Annotated in this window: 8 protein-coding genes and 1 pseudogene; 2 read left to right on the top strand and 7 right to left on the bottom strand. The window is 71.9% G+C overall.

Features of this window, described 5'->3' with window-relative positions:
- Positions 1 to 11: 11 nt before the first annotated feature.
- Complete coding sequence (locus A5696_RS02295) at positions 12 to 12,521, bottom strand: type I polyketide synthase (protein ID WP_067872749.1); 12,510 nt, start codon at positions 12,519 to 12,521, stop codon at positions 12 to 14.
- Between the two features lie 324 nt (positions 12,522 to 12,845).
- On the bottom strand, positions 12,846 to 13,205 hold the full coding sequence (locus A5696_RS02300; protein ID WP_082956234.1) for a hypothetical protein: 360 nt from the start codon (positions 13,203 to 13,205) through the stop codon (positions 12,846 to 12,848).
- Positions 13,206 to 13,370: 165 nt separating this feature from the next.
- Here A5696_RS02300 and rbpA point away from each other — a divergent pair, with 165 nt between their 5' ends.
- A complete protein-coding gene (rbpA, locus tag A5696_RS02305) occupies positions 13,371 to 13,706 on the top strand; it encodes an RNA polymerase-binding protein RbpA (protein ID WP_066932213.1) in 336 nt (111 codons plus the stop codon).
- A 16-nt stretch (positions 13,707 to 13,722) separates the two neighbouring features.
- Here the strand turns inward: rbpA and lnt are convergent.
- The 3 genes and pseudogenes from lnt to A5696_RS02325 form a co-directional block, all read right to left on the bottom strand.
- Positions 13,723 to 16,532: pseudogene (lnt, locus tag A5696_RS02315) on the bottom strand (apolipoprotein N-acyltransferase).
- Positions 16,525 to 18,057: an amidohydrolase gene (locus A5696_RS02320; RefSeq protein ID WP_156738222.1), complete on the bottom strand. Its 1,533-nt coding sequence runs from the start codon at positions 18,055 to 18,057 to the stop codon at positions 16,525 to 16,527. Before A5696_RS02320 ends, lnt begins: the two are co-directional and overlap by 8 nt.
- Before the next feature lie 169 nt (positions 18,058 to 18,226).
- Positions 18,227 to 18,757 carry an FxsA family protein gene (locus tag A5696_RS02325; RefSeq protein WP_067872760.1) on the bottom strand — a complete coding sequence of 177 codons (531 nt, stop codon included), beginning with the start codon at positions 18,755 to 18,757 and terminating at the stop codon, positions 18,227 to 18,229.
- Between the two features lie 73 nt (positions 18,758 to 18,830).
- Here A5696_RS02325 and A5696_RS02330 point away from each other — a divergent pair, with 73 nt between their 5' ends.
- On the top strand, positions 18,831 to 19,538 hold the full coding sequence (locus A5696_RS02330) for a dienelactone hydrolase family protein (protein WP_067872763.1): 708 nt from the start codon (positions 18,831 to 18,833) through the stop codon (positions 19,536 to 19,538).
- A gap of 15 nt (positions 19,539 to 19,553) precedes the next feature.
- On the opposite strand, the gene A5696_RS02335 is transcribed toward A5696_RS02330, so the two are convergent.
- Complete coding sequence (locus tag A5696_RS02335; protein ID WP_067872766.1) at positions 19,554 to 20,408, bottom strand: type 1 glutamine amidotransferase domain-containing protein; 855 nt, start codon at positions 20,406 to 20,408, stop codon at positions 19,554 to 19,556.
- Positions 20,409 to 20,414: 6 nt separating this feature from the next.
- The gene (locus A5696_RS02340) at positions 20,415 to 20,801 is read right to left on the bottom strand and encodes a PPOX class F420-dependent oxidoreductase (protein WP_067872769.1); all 387 of its coding nucleotides are present in this window, start codon (positions 20,799 to 20,801) and stop codon (positions 20,415 to 20,417) included.
- Positions 20,802 to 20,864 lie beyond the last annotated feature (63 nt).

Here is a 20,864-nt window from a genome sequence, read left to right on the forward strand (position 1 = left end):
CCCGAACATGCCTATTCGCCGTCATCGTCGTTCAGCAAGGCCGCGTTGACCAGGGCGTCGAGATCCATGTCCGCGATGTCCTTTTCGGAAGTCGCCGCGGGCGCCGCCGGACCGCCGGTGTCGGCTTCGTTCGCCAACGCCAGCAGCAGTTCCAGCACCCCGGCCTGACGCAGCCGCTTGACCGGAATGGATCCCACCACGCGCTGGATCTCGGCCTCCCCGGGCGCCGCGGCCGGGGTCTGCTGCTCCGAGCTGCCGACGAGTTCCCGGTACATGTAGCCGGCCAGCGCGGCGGAGTTCGGGTAGTCGAAGATCAGCGTCGGCGAAAGCGGAAGCCCTGTCGCGGATTTCAACCGGTTGCGCATCTCGACGGCGGTGAGCGAGTCGAAGCCCAACTCCTGGAACGCCCGGTCCGGATCGATCGACTCGGGGCTGGAGCTGCCCAGCACCGTGGCGATGTTGGAGCGCACCAGGTCCAGCAGCACCGCCTGTTGCTCGTCTTCGGGCAGGCCGTCGAGGCGCTGCAGCAGAGCCGACTTCGATTTCGCCGCGGCCAGCGAGTCGTCGACCTGCCGGCGCGTCGGCGCGTTGATCAGATCGACGAACATCGGCGGCAACGTGCCGTTGTCGAATTTGACCCGCAGCGCCGCCAGGTCGATGTGGGCGGGCAGCAGGAACGGCTCGTCGACGATCAGGGCGGTGTCCATCAACTCCAGCGCCTCGTCGGAGGACATCGCGACGATGCCGTCGCGGCCGAACCGGGCCCGGTCGGCGGCGCCCAGCGCGCCGGTCATCGCGCTGGTCTGATCCCACAGCCCCCAGGCCAGTGATATCGCCGGGAGTCCCTGGTTCCGCCGGTGCACGGCCAGCCCGTCCAGGAAGGAGTTGGCGGCGGCGTAGTTGGCCTGGCCGGACGCGCCGGCCAGCCCGGCCATCGACGAAAACAGCACGAACGCAGACACATCGAGGTCGCGGGTGAGCTCGTGCAGGTTCCACGCCGCGTCGACCTTGGCGTGCAGCACCGCCTCGACGCGTTCCGGCGTCAGCGACGAGATCACCGCGTCGTCGAGCACGCCGGCCGCGTGGATCACGCCGGACAGCGGCCGCTGCACCGGGATGTCGGCGAGCACCTTGGCGACGGCCTCGCGGTCCGCGGCGTCGCAGGCGACCACCTGCACCTGGGCACCGGCCGCGGTCAACTCGGTCACCAGCTCCGCGGCGCCCGGCGCGTCGAGGCCGCGCCGGCTCATCAGGACCAGGTGGCGCGCGCCGTGCCGGGACACCACGTGGCGTGCCAACGCCGAACCCGCCATCCCGGTCGCGCCGGTGATCAGCACCGTGCCCGCCACCCAGGCGTCGGGCATGCTCATCACGACCTTGCCGACGTGCCGGGCCTGGCTCAGGTACCGCAACGCCGCGGGTGCGCGCCGGACGTCAAACCTGGTGACCGGCAACGGTTGTAGCACGTCGTCGCCGAACAGCGCCGCCAACTCGTCGAGCAGCGCCGCGATGCGCTCCGGTCCGGCCTCGAAGAGATCGAAGGCGCGGTAGCGCACACCGACGTGGTCGCGGGCGACGGCCCCGGGCTCGCGGATGTCCGTCTTGCCCATCTCCAGGAACATCCCGCCCGGGGCGACCAGCCGCAGCGAGGCGTCCACGAAGTCGCCGGACAGCGAGTCGAGCACCACGTCGACGCCCCGCCCACCGGTGACCGCCCGGAACTTGTCCTCGAAGTCGAGGCTCCGCGAGTCGGCGATGTGGTCGTCGTCAAACCCCATGGCCCGCAAGGTGTCCCACTTGCCGCGGCTGGCCGTCGCGAACACCTCCAGGCCGAGATGGCGGGCCAGCTGCACCGCCGCCATGCCCACCCCGCCCGCAGCCGCGTGCACCAGCACCCGCTGGCCGGGCTTGACGCCGGCAAGGTCGACGAGGGCGTAGGACGCCGTGGCGAACACGACCGACGCGGTCGCCGCGGCGGTGTGTGACCATCCGGCCGGCACCTTGACCAGTAGCCGCTGGTCGGTGGTGGCGATCGTCCCGGTGCCGTCGGGGAAGAGGCCCATGACGCGGTCGCCCACCGCGAAACGCGCCACACCCGAAGCGATCTCGACCACAACACCCGAGCCCTCGATACCCATGACGGCATCGGGGTCGGGGTAGAGGCCCAGCGCGATCATGACGTCGCGGAAGTTGGCCGCGATGGCCGACAGGGCGACCCGCACCTGACCGGGGCCCAGCGGCGTGTCGGCATCGGGGATCCGCTCCAGCCGCAGGTTCTCGATCGTGCCGTGGCTGCTCATGCCGAGCCGCCATGGCCCGTCGTCGGGCGGCACCAAAAGGCCGCCGACGCCGCGGCTGCCGTGCACCCGCGCGGTGTAGACCGTCCCGCCCCGCAGCACCACCTGCGGCTCGGCGGGGGCCAGTGCCGCGGCAATCGCGTCGGCGTCCAGCGGCGCATCGGTGTCGACGAGGACGATGCGGCCGGGGTGCTCGGTCTGCGCCGACCGCACCAGCCCCCACACCGCCGCGCCCGCCAGGTCGGTGACGTCCTCCCCCGGCAGCGCCATCGCGCCGCGGGTCGACACCACCAGCGTTCCGGCGCCGTCGCGGGCCAGCCACGACTGCAACACCGGCAGCACCGCGCGGGTGGCCGCGTAGACGTCCGTCACGACGTCGCCGGCCACCGGCGATGATTCGAACAGCACCGCCGATCGTTCGGTGTTCTCCGGCGGCTCGAGTTCGGTTGCCCCCCAAGCGGACAACGAGACCGGCTGCACCGCGGTGAGCGGCTGAGCCGACCAGACGACCTCGAAGAGCCGGTCCGGCCCCGAATTCGACACCGCCGCCAACAGCTGCTGATCGGTGACCGGCCGGGCCACCATCGACGCCACCGAGAGCACCGGCAGCCCCAACCCGTCGGCCAGCTCGATCGACACGGCCGACTCGCCCACCGGCATGATCCGCGCCCGCACCGCCGCCGCGCCCGCGGCGTGCAGCGACACCCGCTGCCACGAGAACGGCACCAGCATCGAACCCTCGGCGAGCTCGGCGTCGTCCGATGCCAGGATCACCGCGTGCAGCGCGGCGTCGAGCATCGCGGGGTGCACCCCGAAGCCGGTCACCGACACTCCGGCGTCCTCGGGCAGTGCGACTTCGGCGAACACCTCATCGCCGCGGCGCCACATGGACTTCAGGCCGCGGAATGCGGGCCCATACCCGTAGCCGCGCTCGGCAAGTCGCTCGTACCCGTCGCCGATATCCACCGGGACGGCCCCCACCGGCGGCCACGCCGACAGGTCCGCGGCGGGGTGCGCCGAGCCCGCGCGCAGCACGCCCTCGGCGTGCAGCGACCAGCCCGAGCCGGCGTCGCCACGCGAGAACACCGACACCGCACGGGCGCCCGAGTCGTCCGGACCGCCGACCACCACCTGAACCGCGACCGAACCACCGGCCGGCAACACCAGCGGCGCGGCCAGGTTCAGCTCGTCGACGAGCCCGCAGCCCACCTCGTCGCCGGCGCGGATCGCCAGCTCGACAAACCCGGCGCCGGGGAACAGCACGACGCCGCCGACGGCATGGTCGTTGAGCCAGCCCTGAGTGCTCGGCGACAACCGACCGGTCAGCACCACGCCGCCGGAGGCGGGCAGCTCCACCACCGCGCCCAGCAGGGCGTGTTCACCGGCGGCCAGCCCCAGCCCGGTGGCGTCGGCGGGCGCACCGTCGCCGGACAGCCAGAAGCGCCGTCGTTCAAAGGCATACGTGGGCAGCTCGACGAGGCTGCCGGTCCCCACCACCGCGCGCCAGTTGACGTCCATGCCGGCGACGAACCCGTGCGCGACGCCGGTGGTCAGGGTAACCGGCTCCGGTCGGTCCTTGCGCAGCGCCGACATCGTCGTGACGGGGGCATCCGGTAGCGATTCCTCGATCGCGGCCGTCAGCCCGCCGCTCGGCCCGACCTCGAGGAAGCGGGTGGCGCCGGCCGAGTGCACGAAGCGCACACTGTCGGCGAACCGCACCGCCTCGCGGACGTGCCGCTTCCAGTACGCCGCGGAGGCGAAGTCGTCCCCCGCCGGCTGCCCGGTGACGTTCGAGACGATCGGAATGGTGGGCTTGCCGACGGCGAGCCCGGCGGCGACGGTGCCGAATTCGTCGATCATCGGGTCCATCAGCGGGGAGTGGAATGCGTGCGAGACGGCGAGCCGGTGGACGCGGCGGCCGTCGGCGCGGAGTTGGTCCGCGACCTCGACAACCGGGCCTTCGGCGCCCGAAATCACCACCGAAGCAGGCCCGTTGACCGCCGCGATGCCCACGCCGGCTTCTTGGAACGGCGTCAGCAGCGGCCGCACCTCGTCTTCCGTGGCCTGCACGGCGATCATCGCCCCACCCGGCGGCAGCGCCTGCATGAAGCGGCCCCGGGCGGCGACCAGGACGGCGGCGTTCTCCAGCGACAGCACACCGGCGACGTGCGCGGCCGACACCTCGCCTATCGAGTGGCCCAGCACGAAATCGGGGCGCACGCCCCACGACTCGAGCAGGCGGAAGATGGCGACTTCCACGGCGAACAGGGCTGGCTGGGCGAATTCGGTGGTGTGCAGCGCAGTTTCGTCGCTGCCCCACATCACGTCGCGCAGCGGCCGCAGCAGGTGCTGGTCCAGCTCGCCCACCGCCGTGTCGAACGCCTCGGCGAACACCGGGTAGGCCGCGTGCAATTCCCTTCCCATGCCGAGTGTTTGGGCGCCCTGGCCGGGGAAGACGAAGACGGTCTTGCCGGGCGTTGCCGTGCCCTGGACGACGGATCCGGTCTCACCGGCGGCCAACTCGTCGAGGCCGGCCAGCATCCCGTCGTGACCACCGCCGACCACCACGGCGCGCTGCTCGAAGTTTGTGCGGCCCGCCAGGGACCACGCGACGTCGGCGACGTCGAGTTCGGTGTGCCGGCGCAGGTGCTCAGCCAGCCGACCGGCCTGAGAAGCCAACGCGGGCAATGACTTTGCCGACACCGGCCACGGCACCACCGGCAATGTGGCGTGTTCCGGGACGGGCGCGGCCTCGGCCGTGACGGCCTCGATGATCACGTGCGCGTTGGTGCCGCTGATCCCGAAGGATGACACCCCGGCGCGGCGCGCATGGCCGTTCGCGGGCCACGGTTGCGCCTCGGTCAGCAACGACACCGATCCCATCGCCCAGTCCACGTGCGGGCTGGGCTCGTCGACATGCAGCGTCGCCGGCAACATCTCGTGACGCATCGCCAGCACCATCTTGATCACCCCGGCCACACCGGCCGCGGCCTGCGTGTGACCCATGTTCGACTTGATCGACCCCAGCCACAGCGGCTGTGCCCTCTCTTGACCGTAGGTCGCCAACAACGCCTGGGCCTCGATCGGATCGCCCAAAGTCGTTCCGGTGCCGTGACCCTCGACCGCGTCGACCTCGGCGGGCGACAACCCCGCGTTGGCCAGCGCGGCGCGCACCACCCGCTGCTGCGAGGGACCGTTGGGGGCGGTCAACCCGTTGGAGGCGCCGTCCTGGTTGATCGCCGAACCCCGCACCACCGCCAGCACGGGATGGCCGAGCCGGCGTGCGTCGGACAACCGCTCGACCACGAGCATGCCGCCGCCCTCGGAGAACCCGGTGCCGTCGGCCGCGCCGGCGTAGGCCTTGCAGCGGCCGTCCGCCGACAACCCGCGCATGCGGCTGAACTCCACGAAGATGTCGGGCGTGGCATTGACCGTGACGCCGCCGGCCAGGGCGAGGTCGCATTCGCCCGAACGGAGCGATTGGGCCGCCATGTGCAGCGCGACCAACGACGACGAGCACGCCGTGTCCACCGACACCGCCGGGCCCTCCAGCCCCAGCGCGTACGAAATCCGTCCCGACGCCACGCTCGACGACTGCCCGGTCAGCCGGAAGCCTTCCGTGGCCGGGGCGGCGCCGATGCCGTAGCCCTGCGTGTAGACACCCGCGAACACGCCGGTGGCGCTGCCGCGCAATCCGCCGGGCTCGATTCCGGCGCGCTCCAAGGCTTCCCAGGACAACTCGAGGAACAGCCGCTGCTGGGGATCCATGGCCAGCGCCTCGGTGGGCGTGATGCCGAAGAACGCGGGATCGAAATCGGCGACACCGTCCACGAAGCCGCCGGTGCGGGTGTAGCAGGTGCCCGGAACGTCGGGATCCGGGTTGTACAGCCCGGCCAGGTTCCACCCGCGATCGGTCGGGAAATCCGAGAGCACGTCGCGACCCTCGGCCAGCATGGCCCACAGATCGTCGGGCGAAGCCACGCCGCCCGGGTAACGGCACGACATGCCGACGATCGCGATGGGATCGTCGTCGGTGGCGCGAAGGACGGGAGCCTGCTTGATTTCCTGCGGCACTCCGGCGAGTTCGGTGCGCAGGTAGCCGGCCAGGCCGTTGGGCGTCGGGTAGTCGAAGATGAGCGTTGGCGAAAGGGCCAACCCCGTCGCGGTTTTGAGCCGGTTGCGCATTTCGACCGCCGTCAGCGAGTCGAAGCCCAACTCCTGGAACGCCTTGTCCGGGTCGATCGCCTCGGCGCTGGTGTTGCCCAGCACCGTCGCGATGTGCGAGCGCACCAGGTCGAGCAGGACGGCGTGCTGCTCCGCCTCGGGCAGCCCGTGGAGGCGGTGCGCCAGCGCCGATTTCGACTTGGCGGCCGCCAGCGAGTCGTCGACCCGGCGCCGGGTCGGGGCGCTGAGCAGGTCGGCGAACATCGGTGGTACCGCGACGGCGTGGGCGCGCAGCGCACCGAGGTCGATCCGGGCGGGCGCCAGGAACGGCTCGTCGACGATCAGCGCGGTGTCGAACAACTCCATCGCCTCGGCCGACGACAGCGCCAGGATCCCGTCGCGGCCCAGCCGGGCGATGTCGGCCGCGCCCAGCCCACCGGTCATGTCGCTGGCCTGATCCCACAGGCCCCAGGCCAGTGAGATCGCGGGCAGCCCGTGCGCCCGCCGATGCGACGCCAACCCGTCCAGGAACGCGTTGGCCGCCGCGTAGTTACCCTGGCCCGACGAACCCACCAGCCCGGCCATCGACGAAAACATCACGAAGGCAGACAGATTCAGGTCGCGGGTCAACTCGTGCAGGTTCCACGCCGCGTCGGCCTTGGCGCGCAGCACCGCGTCGATGCGCTCCGGCGTCAACGAGGTGACCATCGCGTCGTCCAGCACGCCCGCGGCATGAATCACGCCGGAGAGCAACGGGATGTCGGCGATCACCCGTGCCAGCGCGGCGCGGTCCGCCGCGTCGCACGCGGCCACCCGGACCCGGGCGCCGGTCGCCTCCAGCTCGGCGACCAGTTCGGCCGAGCCGGGCGCGTCCGCGCCCCGGCGGCTCAGCAGCACCAGGTCGCGGACGCCGTGGTGCCCCACCAGGTGGCGGGCCAGCGCCGAACCCGCCATGCCGGTGCCGCCGGTGATCAGCACCGTGCCCGCACTCAGCCCGGCACCGGGCGCAGAAGGCAACGTCATCACGACCTTGCCGATGTGGCGGGCCTGGCTCAGGTAGCGCAGCGCGGCGCGCGCGCGGCGCACGTCAAACGTCGTGACCGGCAACGGCTTGAGGATCCCGGCCTCGAACAACCCGGCGAGCTCCAGCATCCACTGATGCATCCGGGGGCGGCCGGGCTCGAACAGGTCGAAGGCCCGGTAGCGCACACCCGGGTATTCCCGGGCGACCGCACCCGGGTCGCGGATGTCGGTCTTGCCCATCTCCAAGAACACGCCGCCCGGGGCGACCAGCCGCAGCGAGGCATCGACGAATTCGCCTGCCAGCGAGTCGAGCACCAGGTCCACGCCTCGCCCGCCGGTGACCGCCCGGAACTTGTCCTCGAACTCCAGGCTGCGGGAATCCGAGATGTGGTCGTCGTCGAAGCCCATGGCCCGCAAGGTGTCCCACTTGCCGCGGCTGGCGGTGGCGAACACCTCCAGGCCCAGATGCCGGGCCAGCTGAACCGCGGCCATCCCCACGCCGCCGGCGGCGGCGTGCACCAGCACCCGCTGCCCGGGCCGCACCTCGGCCAGGTGGATGAACGCCATGTACGCGGTGGTGAAAACCGCGGAGATGCCGGCGGCTTCGGCGTAGGACCAGTCGGCCGGCATCGGCAGCAGCAGGCGCACGTCGCCGGGCACCAGCGTGCCGCTGCCGTCGGGAAAGAATCCGTACACCGAGTCGCCGACGGCGAACTCGGTGACCCCGGGCCCCACCTCGACCACCACGCCGGCGCCTTCGCCGCCGAGCAGGGCGTCGTGGGTGAACATGCCCAGGGTGATCATGACGTCGCGGAAGTTGGTCGCGATGGCGCGCAAAGCCACCCGGACCTGGCCCGGTTCCAGCGGGGCGTCGGCGCCCGGAACCGGCTCCAGTTGCAGGTTTTCGAAGGTGCCCGCGCTACTGATGCCGAGCCGCCAGGGCCCGTCCGCCGGGGGCGCCATGATGCCGTCGACGGCGCGGCTGCCGCGTACCCGCGCGGTGTACGCCTTGCCGTCGCGCAGCAGCACCTGGGGCTCTCCGGCGGCGAGGACGGTCGCGACCGCGTTATCGTCAAGCGCCGCATCGGAATCCACCAGCACGATGCGCCCGGGATGCTCGGTCTGCGCCGACCGGACCAGCCCCCACACAGCCGCGCCGGCCAAATCGGTCACGTCGTCCCCCGGCACCGCCATCGCGCCTTGCGTCGCGACGACCAGGACCCCGGAGTCGTGCTCGGTCAGCCAGGATTGCACGGCGGCCAGCGCCCGGTGCGTCCGCTCGTATGATCCGGCGACCGGATCGTCGCCGGCCGCAACCGATTCGAATACCTCGTGGGAGGGCGGCTCGGCGTTGGTGTTGAGCGTCGCGGGCGACCAGTGCACCTCGAACAACCGGTCCGGGCCCGCGCCCGACACCGCCGCGCGCAGCTGCTGCTCGCTGACCGGACGGGCCACCATCGCCCGCACCGAGAGCACCGGCAGGCCCAGCCCGTCGGCGAGCTCGATGGACACCGTCTTCGAGGCCGCCGAACTTCCGGCCGGCGCGATGCGGGCGCGGACGGCCGAGGCGCCCGCGGCGTGCAACGTCACGCCCTGCCAGGAGAACGGCAACACCACTTCGTCGGTCTGGCCGGCGATTTGGTCGGCCACCGCCAGGGCGTGCATCGACGCGTCGAGCAGGGCGGGGTGCAAGCCGAACCCGTTGACGCCGCCGGCGGCGTCCGGCAGCCGCACCTCGGCGAAAACCTCGTCGCCGCGGACGTATGTGGCGGTCATCCCCTGGAACGCGGGGCCGTAGCCGTACCCGAGCGCCGCCAACCGCGCGTAGCAGTCGGCGGCGTCGGCCGCGACCGCGCCCGCCGGCGGCCACACCGACAGCTCCGCGACCGGCTCGACCGACCCTGTGCTGAGGATGCCCTCGGCGTGGCACACCCAGCCGGCGCCGGCGTCGGCGCGCGAGAAGATCGACACGCTGCGCCGGCCGCCATCCTCCTCGGCGCCGACCACGACCTGCACGGCCACCGAGCCGGACCCGGAACCCTTGTCCGGCAACATCAACGGCGCCTGCAGCGTCAGTTCGTCGACCGTCGCACAACCGACCTCGTCGCCGGCGCGGATCGCCAGCTCCACGAATCCGGCGCCGGGGAACACGGCCACACCGGATACGGCGTGGTCGGCCAGCCAGCCGTGCAGGCTCGGCGACAACCGGCCGGTCAGCACCACCCCGCCCGAGGCCGGCAACTCGACGACCGCGCTCAGCAGCGGGTGCTCGCTGGTCGCCAGCCCCAGGCCTGCGGCGTCCGCGGCGATGCCCTCGCCGGACAGCCAAAACCGCCGGCGGTCGAAGGCGTAGGTCGGCAGCTCCACAAAGCCGGCGCCGCCCAGCACGCCCCGCCAATCCATGCCCACCCCCGCGGCGAACGCGGTCGCCGCGGAGGTCAGGAACCGCTCGAGCCCACCGTCGTCGCGGCCCAGCGTGGGAACGACGATCGCTTCGGTGTCTCCGGCACAAGCGTTGGCGGTGTCTTCGATCCCGGCGATCAGCGCGGGGTGCGGGCTGGATTCGATGAACGTTCGGTACCCGTGCTCGCACGCGCTGCGCACCGCCTGGTCGAACTGAACGGTCTGCCGGATGTTGCGATACCAGTACTCTGCGTCCAAACCGGCCGTGTCCAAACGGTTTCCGGTCACGGTGGAGAAGAAGGCCGTGCGCGAGGACCGCGGCTCGATTCCGGCCAGAACCTCGGTGAGCTCGCCGCGGATCGCCTCGACCTCGACCGAGTGCGAGGCATAGTCCACGTCGATCCGCCGAGTGCGCAGTTCGAGGTCGGCGCAGAAGCCGACGAGTTCGTCCAGCGCCGCGCCGTCACCGGACACCACGACGGCGGACCGGCCGTTGACGGCGGCGATGCTGACCCGGCTGCCATAGGGCGCCAACAACTCTCGCGCCCGTTCGGTGCTGCACGCGATGGACAGCATGCCACCCGGGCCGGCCAGCGACCTCAGCAGCTTGCTGCGCAACGTGACCACCCGCGCCGCATCCCGCAACGACAGCGCACCGGCCACGTAGGCCGCCGCGATTTCGCCCTGCGAGTGCCCGATCACCGCGTCGGGACTCACCCCGACCGACTTCCACAGTTCGGCCAGCGACACCATCACCGCGAACAGCACCGGCTGCACGACGTCCACGCGGTCCGGGGCCGGTGCGCCGGGCGCGCCGCGCAGCACGTCGGTCAGCGACCAGTCGACGAATTCGGCGAAGGCCTGCGCGCACGCCTCGATCTGTTGCGCGAAAATTGTTGCGGTGTCGAGCAATTCGACACCCATGCCGGCCCATTGGGAACCCTGGCCGGGGAAGACGAAGACGGTCTTGCCCGCGGGCGCGGCGGTGCCGCGAATGACCGACATGGGCGCCTCGACGTCAGAGGCGGCCAGCTCGTCCAGGCCGGCCAGCAACCGGTCCCGGTCGCCGCCGACCACGACGGCGCGGTGCTCGAAGGCGGTCCGGCCGGCCAGGGTCCACGCCACGCCGGCGACATCGAGATCGCCCTGGGCGCGCACATGAGCGGCGAGCCGGGCGGCCTGAGACCGCAACGCGGGCACAGACTTTGCCGACACCGCCCACGGCACCACCGCGGGCTTCGGGCCGGGCTGCGGCACCTCGACCGCGGGGACGGCCTCCACGATCACGTGCGCGTTGGTCCCGCTGATCCCGAACGACGAGATGCCCGCCCGCCGAGCCCGGTCGCCGGCCGGCCAGGGCCGCGCCTCGGTGAGCAACGACACCGCGCCCGCCGACCAGTCCACGTGCGGGCTGGGCCGATCGACGTGCAGGGTGGCGGGCAGCGTCTCGTGGCGCATCGCCTGCACCATCTTGATCACGCCGGCGACACCCGCGGCGGCCTGCGTGTGGCCCATGTTCGACTTGATCGAGCCCAGCCACAGCGGCTCGCTGCGGTCCTGACCGTAGGTCGCCAGCAACGCCTGGGCTTCGATCGGGTCCCCCAGCGTCGTGCCGGTGCCGTGGCCCTCGACCACATCCACGTCGGCCGTCGACAACCCGGCGTTGGCCAGCGCGGCGCGCACCACCCGCTGCTGCGACGGGCCGTTGGGCGCGGTCAGCCCGTTCGACGCGCCGTCCTGGTTGACGGCGGAACCCCGCACCACCGCGAACACCGGGTGGCCCAACCGCTGGGCGTCCGACAACCGTTCGACGACCAGCATGGCGCCGCCCTCGGACCAACCGACCCCGTCGGCCGCGCCGGCGTAGGCCTTGGAGCGGCCGTCGGGCGCCAGCCCACGGTGGCGGCTGAACTCCACGAAGACCGTCGGCGTGGCGTTGACCGTCGCGCCGCCGGCCAGGGCCAGGTCGCACTCCCCCGACCGCAGCGACTGCACCGCCATGTGCAGCGCGACCAGCGACGACGAGCACGCCGTGTCGACCGACACCGCCGGGCCCTCCAGACCCAGCACGTACGACACTCGACCGGAGGCGACGCTGGACGTCATGCCGGTGAGCCGGTAGCCCTCGATCTCCTCGGCCAACATGCCGTAGCCCTGCACGATGAGTCCGGCGAACACCCCGGTGGCGCTGCCGCGCAGCCCGCCGGGATCGATCCCGGCCCGCTCCAGCGCCTCCCAGGACAGCTCCAGCAGCATCCGATGCTGGGGGTCCATCGCCAGCGCCTCGCTCGGCGCGATGCCGAAGAACGCCGCGTCGAAGTCCGCGACGCCGTCCACGAAGCCGCCGCTGCGGGCGTAGGTCTTGTGGCGCGCGTCGGGATCGGGGTCGTACAGCCCCGCCACGTCCCAGCCGCGGTCGGTGGGGAACTCGGTGATCACGTCGCGGCCGTCGGCCACCATCCGCCACAGGTCTTCCGGCGTTTCGACGCCGCCGGGGAAGCGGCACGACATACCGACGATGGCGATCGGCTCGCTCGACCGCTCCAGCAGCGCACGGTTGGTGCGCTTCAGGCGTTCCACCTGGACCAGCGCCTTGCGCAGCGCCTCGGTCGCATGCTGGAGTTGGTCCGCCATCACTAACCTCGCCTAACCCTCACCCGGCAGGTGGCCGTCCGCAGCCGCCGGATGCGGCCCCGCTGAACGCCCTGGCCGAGTCGCGGAAGTTGCTGCACGAATCGGTCTCGTGGATTTTTCGACCAGCCCCAACAAGCTTCGTGCTGCTCTCCGACCCCAAGAATGTCGCTCGTGAGTATGGCCAACTCCGGCGCGATTTCAAAAACGTCCGACACTCCCGGCTGCTAGAGGAGGGCCGGCTTCGACTTGTACACCCGAGTACGGCTGGCCCGCCGCCCATGGCGCGACTGTACTCGGATACCCATCGGTAGTGGTCAGGCCCGGTCAGACGCCGGCTCGGCGCCAACCGTCGGCGGCACGGGCGGCCCGCATCAGCACGTCGCACAGCTCGCGCAGCTCGGTGTGCCCGGCTCCTTCGTCGAGCGCGGTGGCGACGTCCTCCGCCGCGCATCGCACCTGGTAGACGCGGTCGGAAAGATCGGCCGCATCGTCGGCCGACAACACCACCGCGTCAGGAGGCAACGCCGCTGCAGCACCCGCCTCGCCACGGGTCAACGACGCGCGCTGCTCGTAGGCCCGTTGCCGGCACGACTGCCGGCAGTACTGGCGGCGACGGCCCATTCCCGCGTCGGTCACGTCACGACCACACCAGCGGCACGGCTGCGGATGGGTGCGGCGGCTCACGCCAGCCGACTTTAGTCGGACGGGTTTGGGTTCCCGGTATCATTGAGGGTCGCGCCGCGTATGCCGCGTGTCGGCACGGGAACTACGCGGACCGCCTTAACGTTTGCTAAACGGACAGAATGGCATTGAGACAGCCCCAGCCCGAAGGACCTAAGGAGTAGCACCATGGCCGATCGCGTTCTGAGAGGCAGCCGCCTTGGAGCCGTGAGCTACGAGACCGACCGCAACCATGACCTCGCGCCGCGCCAGATCGCGCGGTATCGCACCGAGAACGGCGAGGAGTTCGAGGTCCCCTTCGCCGACGACGCCGACATCCCCGGCACCTGGCTGTGCCGCAACGGCATGGAGGGCACCCTCATCGAGGGCGACCTGCCCGAGCCGAAGAAGGTCAAGCCCCCGCGCACGCACTGGGACATGCTGCTCGAGCGTCGCACGGTCGAAGAGCTCGAAGAGCTGCTCAAGGAGCGCCTCGAGCTGATCAGGTCGCGCCGCCGCGGCTGACGCGCCGCCGTCGCGGCTAACTGCGGTCGTCGGCCCGGACGGCGCCCCGACGCACGCCACCGGTCCGCCGCCCGTCGACGCCCCACCGGGTGACCTTGACCAGCGCCTCACGGATGTTGGATCCGCTCATCTTGGAAACCCCGAGTTCGCGCTCGGTGAACGTGATCGGCACCTCGGCGATGACGAACCCGTTGCACACCGTGCGCCAAGTCAGGTCGATCTGGAAGCAATAGCCCTTGGAGTCCACCCCGTCGAGGCCTATCGTCTCGAGGACTTCCCGGCGGTAGGCCCGGTAGCCGGCGGTGATGTCGTGCACGCCGATGCCCAGCGCCAGCCGAGCGTAGGTGTTGGCCGTCCAGGACAGCGCCCACCGCCGCCACGGCCAGTTGCGCACCGCGCCCCCCTCGACATAGCGCGAACCGATGGCCAGGTCGGCGCCGGCGTCGACGGCGTCCAGCAAGAGGTGTAGCTGTTCGGGCGCGTGGCTGCCGTCGGCGTCCATCTCGACGAGCACCGAATAGTCCCGGCTCAAGCCCCAGGCGAAACCCGCCAGGTACGCCGCGCCCAGGCCGTCCTTGGCGGTGCGGTGCATCACGTGGACGCGGTCCGGGTCGGCCGCCGCCAGCTCGTCGGCGAGCCGGCCGGTGCCGTCGGGGCTGTTGTCGTCGACGATCAGCAGGTGCACGCCGGGGCACGCGTCCGTGAGCCGCCGGTGGATGACCGGCAGGTTCTCCCGCTCGTTGAACGTCGGGATGATCACCAGGACGCGCTCGCTGGGACGGCTGCGTGGGACCCGGGACGCCGGCTGGCCGGTGCTCATGTAGCTCCTCTGTCTCGCCCGAATTCAGGTTGGCCGCCCGCTTCGGGCGGAGTGTCGTCGTCGGCGCCCTCGTCCGGCGCAATGCCCTGCGCGGTCTCCGCGTCGCCCTCGTCGGGCGGGGGTTCGCCCGGGGGCGTATCGGCGCCTTCCGATTCGCCGCGAGGCCTAAACCTCAGGCGAGCCGGACGCACGAACCATCCATTCTGCCGTATTGCGACCAGAATGGCCGCCCCGGCCGCCGCCACCAGAACCCACTGCAGGATGGGGCCCCAGCGGGTCGCGGGCGTCAGCTTGGTCTTCAAGCGCACCTGCATGTCCAGGTAGGCGGGCGCGAAGAAGTCGGTGCGCGCCAGCTCGGCGCCGTCCGGGGCGATGACCGCGCTGATCCCGGTGGTGCCGGCGACCACGACGTACCGGTCGTGCTCGACCGCGCGGACCTTGGCGAACGCCAGCTGTTGTTCGCTCATCGTCTTGTTGAAGGTGGCGTTGTTGCTGGGCACCGCCAGCAGCTGCGCGCCGTTCAGCACCGCCTTGCGCGGCGCCCTGTCGAAGATCACCTCCCAGCACGTGGACACCCCGACCGGCACCCCGGCGATGTGCACCACCCCGCTGCTCTTGCCCGGCACCATGTGGCCGGCCCGGTCGGCGTACCCGGAGAGGTGCTTGAACAGCCACGGCATCGGCAGGTACTCGCCGAACGGCTGGACGATTTCCTTGTCGTGGCGGTCGGCCGGCCCGCTGACCGGGTTCCACACGATGACGGTGTTGGTGTAGGCGGAGGTTTCCGGCGTGCGGCCGGGCACGTCGAGCACGGTGCCGACCAGGATCGGCGCGCCGATGGCCGCGACGGCCCGGGCGACCTGCTCGGCGGCGTCGGCGTTGGTGAGGGGGTCGATGTCCGAGGAGTCCTCCGGCCAGATCACGAATTGCGGTTGGGGGGCCAACCCGGAACGCACGTCCTCGGCCAGCCGCAGCGTCTCTCGCACGTGGTTGTCCAGCACCGCCCGGCGTTGCGCGTTGAAGTCCAGGCCAAGCCGCGGCACGTTGCCCTGGACCGCCGCGACGGTGACCGAGGGCTCGCCGCCCGCTCCGGCGCCCGCGTGGCGCACCTGCGGCCAGATGATGACGGCGGCGAACAACACCAGGCAGATGCAGACGCCGGGGAGCACCACGGCCGGCGGCGCCTGGGTTTGCGTGGCTTCCGCCGCGCGACCGGTTTTCCACCACTGCGCGATCTCCAGCGCGATCGCGGTGGCGCTGAACCCCACCAGCACGACCGCCGTGGACAGCAACGCGACGCCGCCGAGCTGGACCAGCGGCAACAACGGGCCCTGCGTCTGGCCGAACGCCACCGCGCCCCAGGGAAAGCCGCCGAACGGGAAGATCGACTTCAGCCACTCCTGGGCGGCCCACACCAGCGCGAACCAGATCGGCCAGCCGGGCAGCCGCCGCACGACGACGGCGCCCAGACCGAAGAGACCGGGAAACAGCGCACAGGTCGTCGCCAATGCCAACCAGGGCACGGCGCCCACCAGCAAGCTGATCCACGGCAGCAGCGGAACGTAGAAGGCCAGACCGAACAGGAACCCGTAGCCAAAACCGCCCGCCGGCGTGGTCGTGGGACGCGTGAGCACCCACCCGAGCAGCGCCGCGGCGACGACGGCGCCCCACCACCAGTTCAGGGGCGCGAAGCCGGCCTGCATCAGCAGGCCGGCCCCGATGGCGAGCACCAGCCGCGGCAGCCGCGGCACCAGGGCCGCCCGAGCGCCGGGCAGCCGCCCGGCCGCCGCCGCGGCCAGACCTGCCAGCGCCCGGCGCGCGCGGGCGCCGCTGCCGTCGGCGCCGTCCGGTCCGTCCGGCGTCGCGTCCTGCCGCTCGATGCGGACCTCGACGGGCTCTTCGTCGCGCTCGGATTCGGCCTCTTCGCTGATCGGGTCCTCGGCGACCGGGAAGGCCTCCGGGCCCGGATCGGATCCCTCCTCGCGGCCGAACCACTCCCTAGCCATGGATGACAGCGCCTCGATGCACCGTCCGTCGGCAACGTGGCAGGGGGTCGGCCGCGCCCAGCCGCGGCAAGGCAGGCACCCGGGAGCGCGGATCGGTGGACCAGCGCTGCACCGCGTCGCGCGGTGCGTGGACGTCGAGGGTCCCGGTTTCCCAGACGACGTAGGAGGCCGGCGCGCCGGGCACCAGGGTTCCCGTCTGACCGTCCCGGACGCCGCCCGCCCGCCAGCCGCCGCGGGTGGCGGCGGCGAAGGCGGCCCGGGCCGACACCGCGCTCCCGGGGGTGCGGTGGTTTACGGCGGCGCGCACGCTCGCCCACGGGTCGAGGCCCGTAACCGGGGCGTCGGAACCGAGTGCGAGGGGCACGCCTTGGGATGCTAACAGCGCAAGCGGGTTGAGCCGCCCGCCTCGTTCGGCGCCCAGCCGCCGCGCGTACATGCCCTCGGCGCCGCCCCACAGCGCGTCGAAATTGGGCTGGACGCTGGCGATGACGCCCCAGGCGCCCAGTTTGGCGGCCTGCTCGGCGGTGACCATCTCCAGGTGCTCGAGGCGGTGCCCGCACCGGGCGACGGCGGCCACCCCGAGGTCGGCGACGACGCGTTCCAGCGCGGCGACCGCCGCCGAGACGGCCGCGTCGCCGATGACGTGGAATCCCGCGGTCACCTCCGCCTCGGTGCACGCCCGGACGTGGGCCTCGATGGCGTCGGGATCCAGGTAGCAGGTGCCGACGCGGTCCGGGGCGTCGGCGTACGGCTCGTGCAGCCAGGCGGTGCGCGAGCCGAGCGCCCCGTCGACGAACAAGTCGCCGGCCAGCCCGCGCGCCCCCGTTTCGTCTCTCAGCTCCCGCGCCTCGGCGGCCGTGGTCACCGCCTGACCCCAGTAGCCGACCACCTCGACGCCGTGCCCGAGGTCGCGCAGGCACAGCCAATCGTCGAGGCCGCCGATCTCGGGGCCGGCGCATTCGTGCACCGCGACGATGCCGCTCGCGGCGGCGGTCCGCAGCGCGGCCGTCCGGGCGTCGGTCAGCTGTTCGGGCGTCAGCAGGTCGCGGGCGACGGCCCGGACCAGGTGGTGGGCGTCGCCGGTCAGCGGCCGCTCGGGGCTGAATCCGGCCGCGGCCGGTAGCTCGTCGACCAGCCGTCGCAGCCCCGTCGATGCCAGCGCGGAGTGCACGTCGACGCGGGTCAGGTAGGCCGGCCGGTCACCCAGGACGGCATCGAGGTCGGCGGTGGCAGGCGGGTTGTTCTCGGGCCAGGACGATTCGTCCCAGCCGTGCCCCCAGACCGGGCGGCCCGGGTGGGCGGCGGCATAGTCGGCGATCATCCGGAGGCACTGGGCGCGCGACGCGGCGGTCCGCAGGTCCAGGCCGCTGAGCGTCAGGCCGGTCGCGGTCAGGTGGATGTGGCTGTCCACGAATCCCGGCGCCACGAACCCGCCGTCCAGATCCTCCACGTCGGCGCCCGGGAACTGGCCGCGCCCGACGTCGTCGCTGCCCAGCCAGGCGATGACGCCGCCGCGCACCGCCATGGCGGTCGCGTCGGGATGGGTCGGGCTGTGCACCCGCCCGCTGACGAGCAGCGTGATGGGCCCGTCCGGCGCGGACTGCCGCGGAGGCGGACGATCAGCGATTGTCACAGGCCAAAACTACGTGCGGCGACGGCCGGGGCGGTCAAGGCGATCACGAGGAGGGCTGACGCTAATCCCACCCCGGGTGTCCCGGGAACCCTCCGCGCGGCTCGTCGGGCAGGGCGGGCGCGCGGAAGTCGCGCACGTCGACGACCTCGCCGTCGATGTAATCGGTGCCCGGGCTCGGGTAGCCGCGGCTACCGGGGCGGAACAACGTCGCGTCGGCGATCAGCGGCATCCGCCGGCGCAGGCCGCGCATCCCGATCGCGGCCAGGGCGGGTCCGGCGGCTCTGCGCACCGGCGGCACCAGCAGCGACAGTCCCAACGCCGTGGTCACCAGCCCCGGAACCAGGATGAGGAGGGTGGCCACCGTGACCATCGCCCCCTCACTCATGGCGTCGCGCGGCTCGGTCACGCCGGACCGCAATTGCCCGATCTGGCGAAGCAGCTGAGAACCCGCCATCGGCGCGAGCAGGCCCCACCCCAGCAGGAGGGTGGCCAGCAGCGCCAGCAGGGTCCAGCCCCATCCGACCGTCGAGACCAGGGCGATGACCACGGCCAGCTCGACGACGGCGTAGATCAACAACAGCCGCGACAGCATGTCTGGCCAACGTCTGCGCGCGGTCCCCGAGTTCCCCTGGTGGCGCCGGTCTCGGCTGCAGTTAGATGACGCTATGACAACGATTGAGATCGACACCCCCGACGGACCGATCGATGCGCTGCTGAACGTTCCGCAGGGGCAGGGCCCGTGGCCGGGTGTGGTGGTGATCCACGACGCGGTGGGCTACGGCCGGGACAAGCAGGCCACCAACGAGCGCATCGCGCGGGCCGGGTACCTGGCGCTCACCCCGAACATGTACGCCCGCGGCGGCCGAATCCGTTGCATCGCCCGGGTGATGCGGGAGATGCACGCGCAGCGCGGCCGCGCCCTCGACGACATCCTGGCGGCGCGCGACCACCTCAAGTCGATGCCCGAGTGTTCCGGAGGCGTCGGCATCGCGGGATTCTGCATGGGCGGCCACTTTGCCCTCGTCATGTCGCCCAAGGGTTTCGGCGCCTCCGCGCCGTTCTACGGCACCCCGCTGCCCCGCGACCTCGGCAAGACCCTGGACGGGGCGTGCCCGATCGTGGCGAGCTTCGGCGGCCGTGACCCGCTCGGGCGCGGGGCACCCGAAAAATTCCGGGAGGTGACCGCGGCCAAGCAGATCACCACCGACACCAAGGTCTACCCCGGCGTCGGGCACAGCTTCGCGAACAGCCTTCCCGCCGAACCGCTGCTTCGCATCGCGGGTTTCGGCTACGACGCGGCCGCCACCGAAGACGCGTGGAAGCGCGTGTTCGCGTTCTTCGGCGAGCATCTGGCGGCCGGGGCAACCACGTAGCACCGTGGGCGGGCATCACTTCAGCTTCCGCGACAGCACCGTCGCGAAGGTGTGCGTGTCGCCGGGCCAGCGCGCCGACACGTAGCCGCCGTCGTCAACGACGAACGCCGGGCGCGGGTCGGTGGCGGTGTCGCGCACCATCCCCGACGACTTGAGCCAGCGGTGCGGCGTGCCGGGGGCCACGTCCCGGAAATCCGCCGGATCTTTCAGGGCGCGGGTGACTTCCGACTGCACGGACATGTACCCGGCGGGCTGGCCGGGCTCCTCGGTGTAGGTCCGGTAGTAGTCGCGATCCCAGAATCGGGTGCGGCGGGTGAGCTTCCAGGCGGTGGCCTCCATCGCCCACGTCAGCGCCGTGGTCTTGCGCCCGTAGAGCACCGAGCGGCCGGTGGCGGGGTCGATGCTGCGGGCGGCGAGCAGCACGCCATGACAGATCGCGGCCACGATCAGCCCGCGGGCGAACGCCTCGGCGACCAGCCGGTGCAGGATGTCGCTGTCGACGTAACTGCGCATCCCGCGGGCGCGATGCCCGCCCGGCAGCAGCAGCGCGTCGATGCCGTCGAGCCCGGCTTGCGACCAGCTGAGCGGGTGCCGGAACTCCTTGGATCCCAGCATCTCTCGGTATGCGGTGCGCCCGTCCTTGTTCGCCCGCAACACCAGGCCGATCAGCGGGACCGCGCCCAGCACCGGCAGGGCCGACCACACGTCCAGGCCGCGGCCGGTCACCATGATGTCGTCAGCCGCGCCGGGCGCGCCGCTCTCGGTGGCGAACACCACCCGGTGGCCGTCGCGGGTCAACACGCGCCAGCTGACCGCGACCTCGGTCGGGTCGAAGTCGCGATCCGGGACGGGGATCAGGACGGTGCCCATGCGGGTTCAGGTGTGGGCCACTTTGAGCTCGAGACCGACGTTGTTGTCCATGCCGCCACGCAGCTTGCTGGCGAAGTTGAAGACCTTGCCCACGATGCCGTAACGCTGCCCGATCGCGTCGTAGACGGCCGCCGTCTGCGACTTGTCCAGGATGGCCGCGGTGCCCTCGACGGCCTCGCTGGTCGGGCGGCCCCGCATGGTGCAGGTGGCCAGCGTCACCCGCGGCGTGTTGCGGATCCGCTTGACCTTCCACGACTTGGCCTCGGTGATGACGAGCAGCCGGTCGCCGTCGGCCGCGGCCCAGACCGGTACCGGCTTGGGCCGGCCGTCCTTGGTGAACGTGGTCAGCAGGATGTATTGCGCCTTGGCGAGGTCGGCGAAGGTGGGCGTCACGGTCTCAACTTAGCCCGGCAGCCCGCTCGTGCCGAGTGTGCGGCCAGCTTCACGTTCGGTGCC

The organism is Mycobacterium sp. E2699, from assembly GCF_001666745.1.
Taxonomy (GTDB): domain Bacteria; phylum Actinomycetota; class Actinomycetes; order Mycobacteriales; family Mycobacteriaceae; genus Mycobacterium.

Excerpts from the sequence above, each read along its gene's own strand:
- A5696_RS02295 (WP_067872749.1), bottom strand. The coding sequence starts at position 12,521 with ATGGCGGACCAACTCCAGCATGCGACCGAGGCGCTGCGCAAGGCGCTG.
- rbpA (WP_066932213.1), top strand. The coding sequence starts at position 13,371 with ATGGCCGATCGCGTTCTGAGAGGCAGCCGCCTTGGAGCCGTGAGCTAC.
- A5696_RS02320 (WP_156738222.1), bottom strand. The coding sequence starts at position 18,057 with ATGGCGGTGCGCGGCGGCGTCATCGCCTGGCTGGGCAGCGACGACGTC.
- A5696_RS02325 (WP_067872760.1), bottom strand. The coding sequence starts at position 18,757 with ATGCTGTCGCGGCTGTTGTTGATCTACGCCGTCGTCGAGCTGGCCGTG.
- A5696_RS02330 (WP_067872763.1), top strand. The coding sequence starts at position 18,831 with ATGACAACGATTGAGATCGACACCCCCGACGGACCGATCGATGCGCTG.
- A5696_RS02335 (WP_067872766.1), bottom strand. The coding sequence starts at position 20,408 with ATGGGCACCGTCCTGATCCCCGTCCCGGATCGCGACTTCGACCCGACC.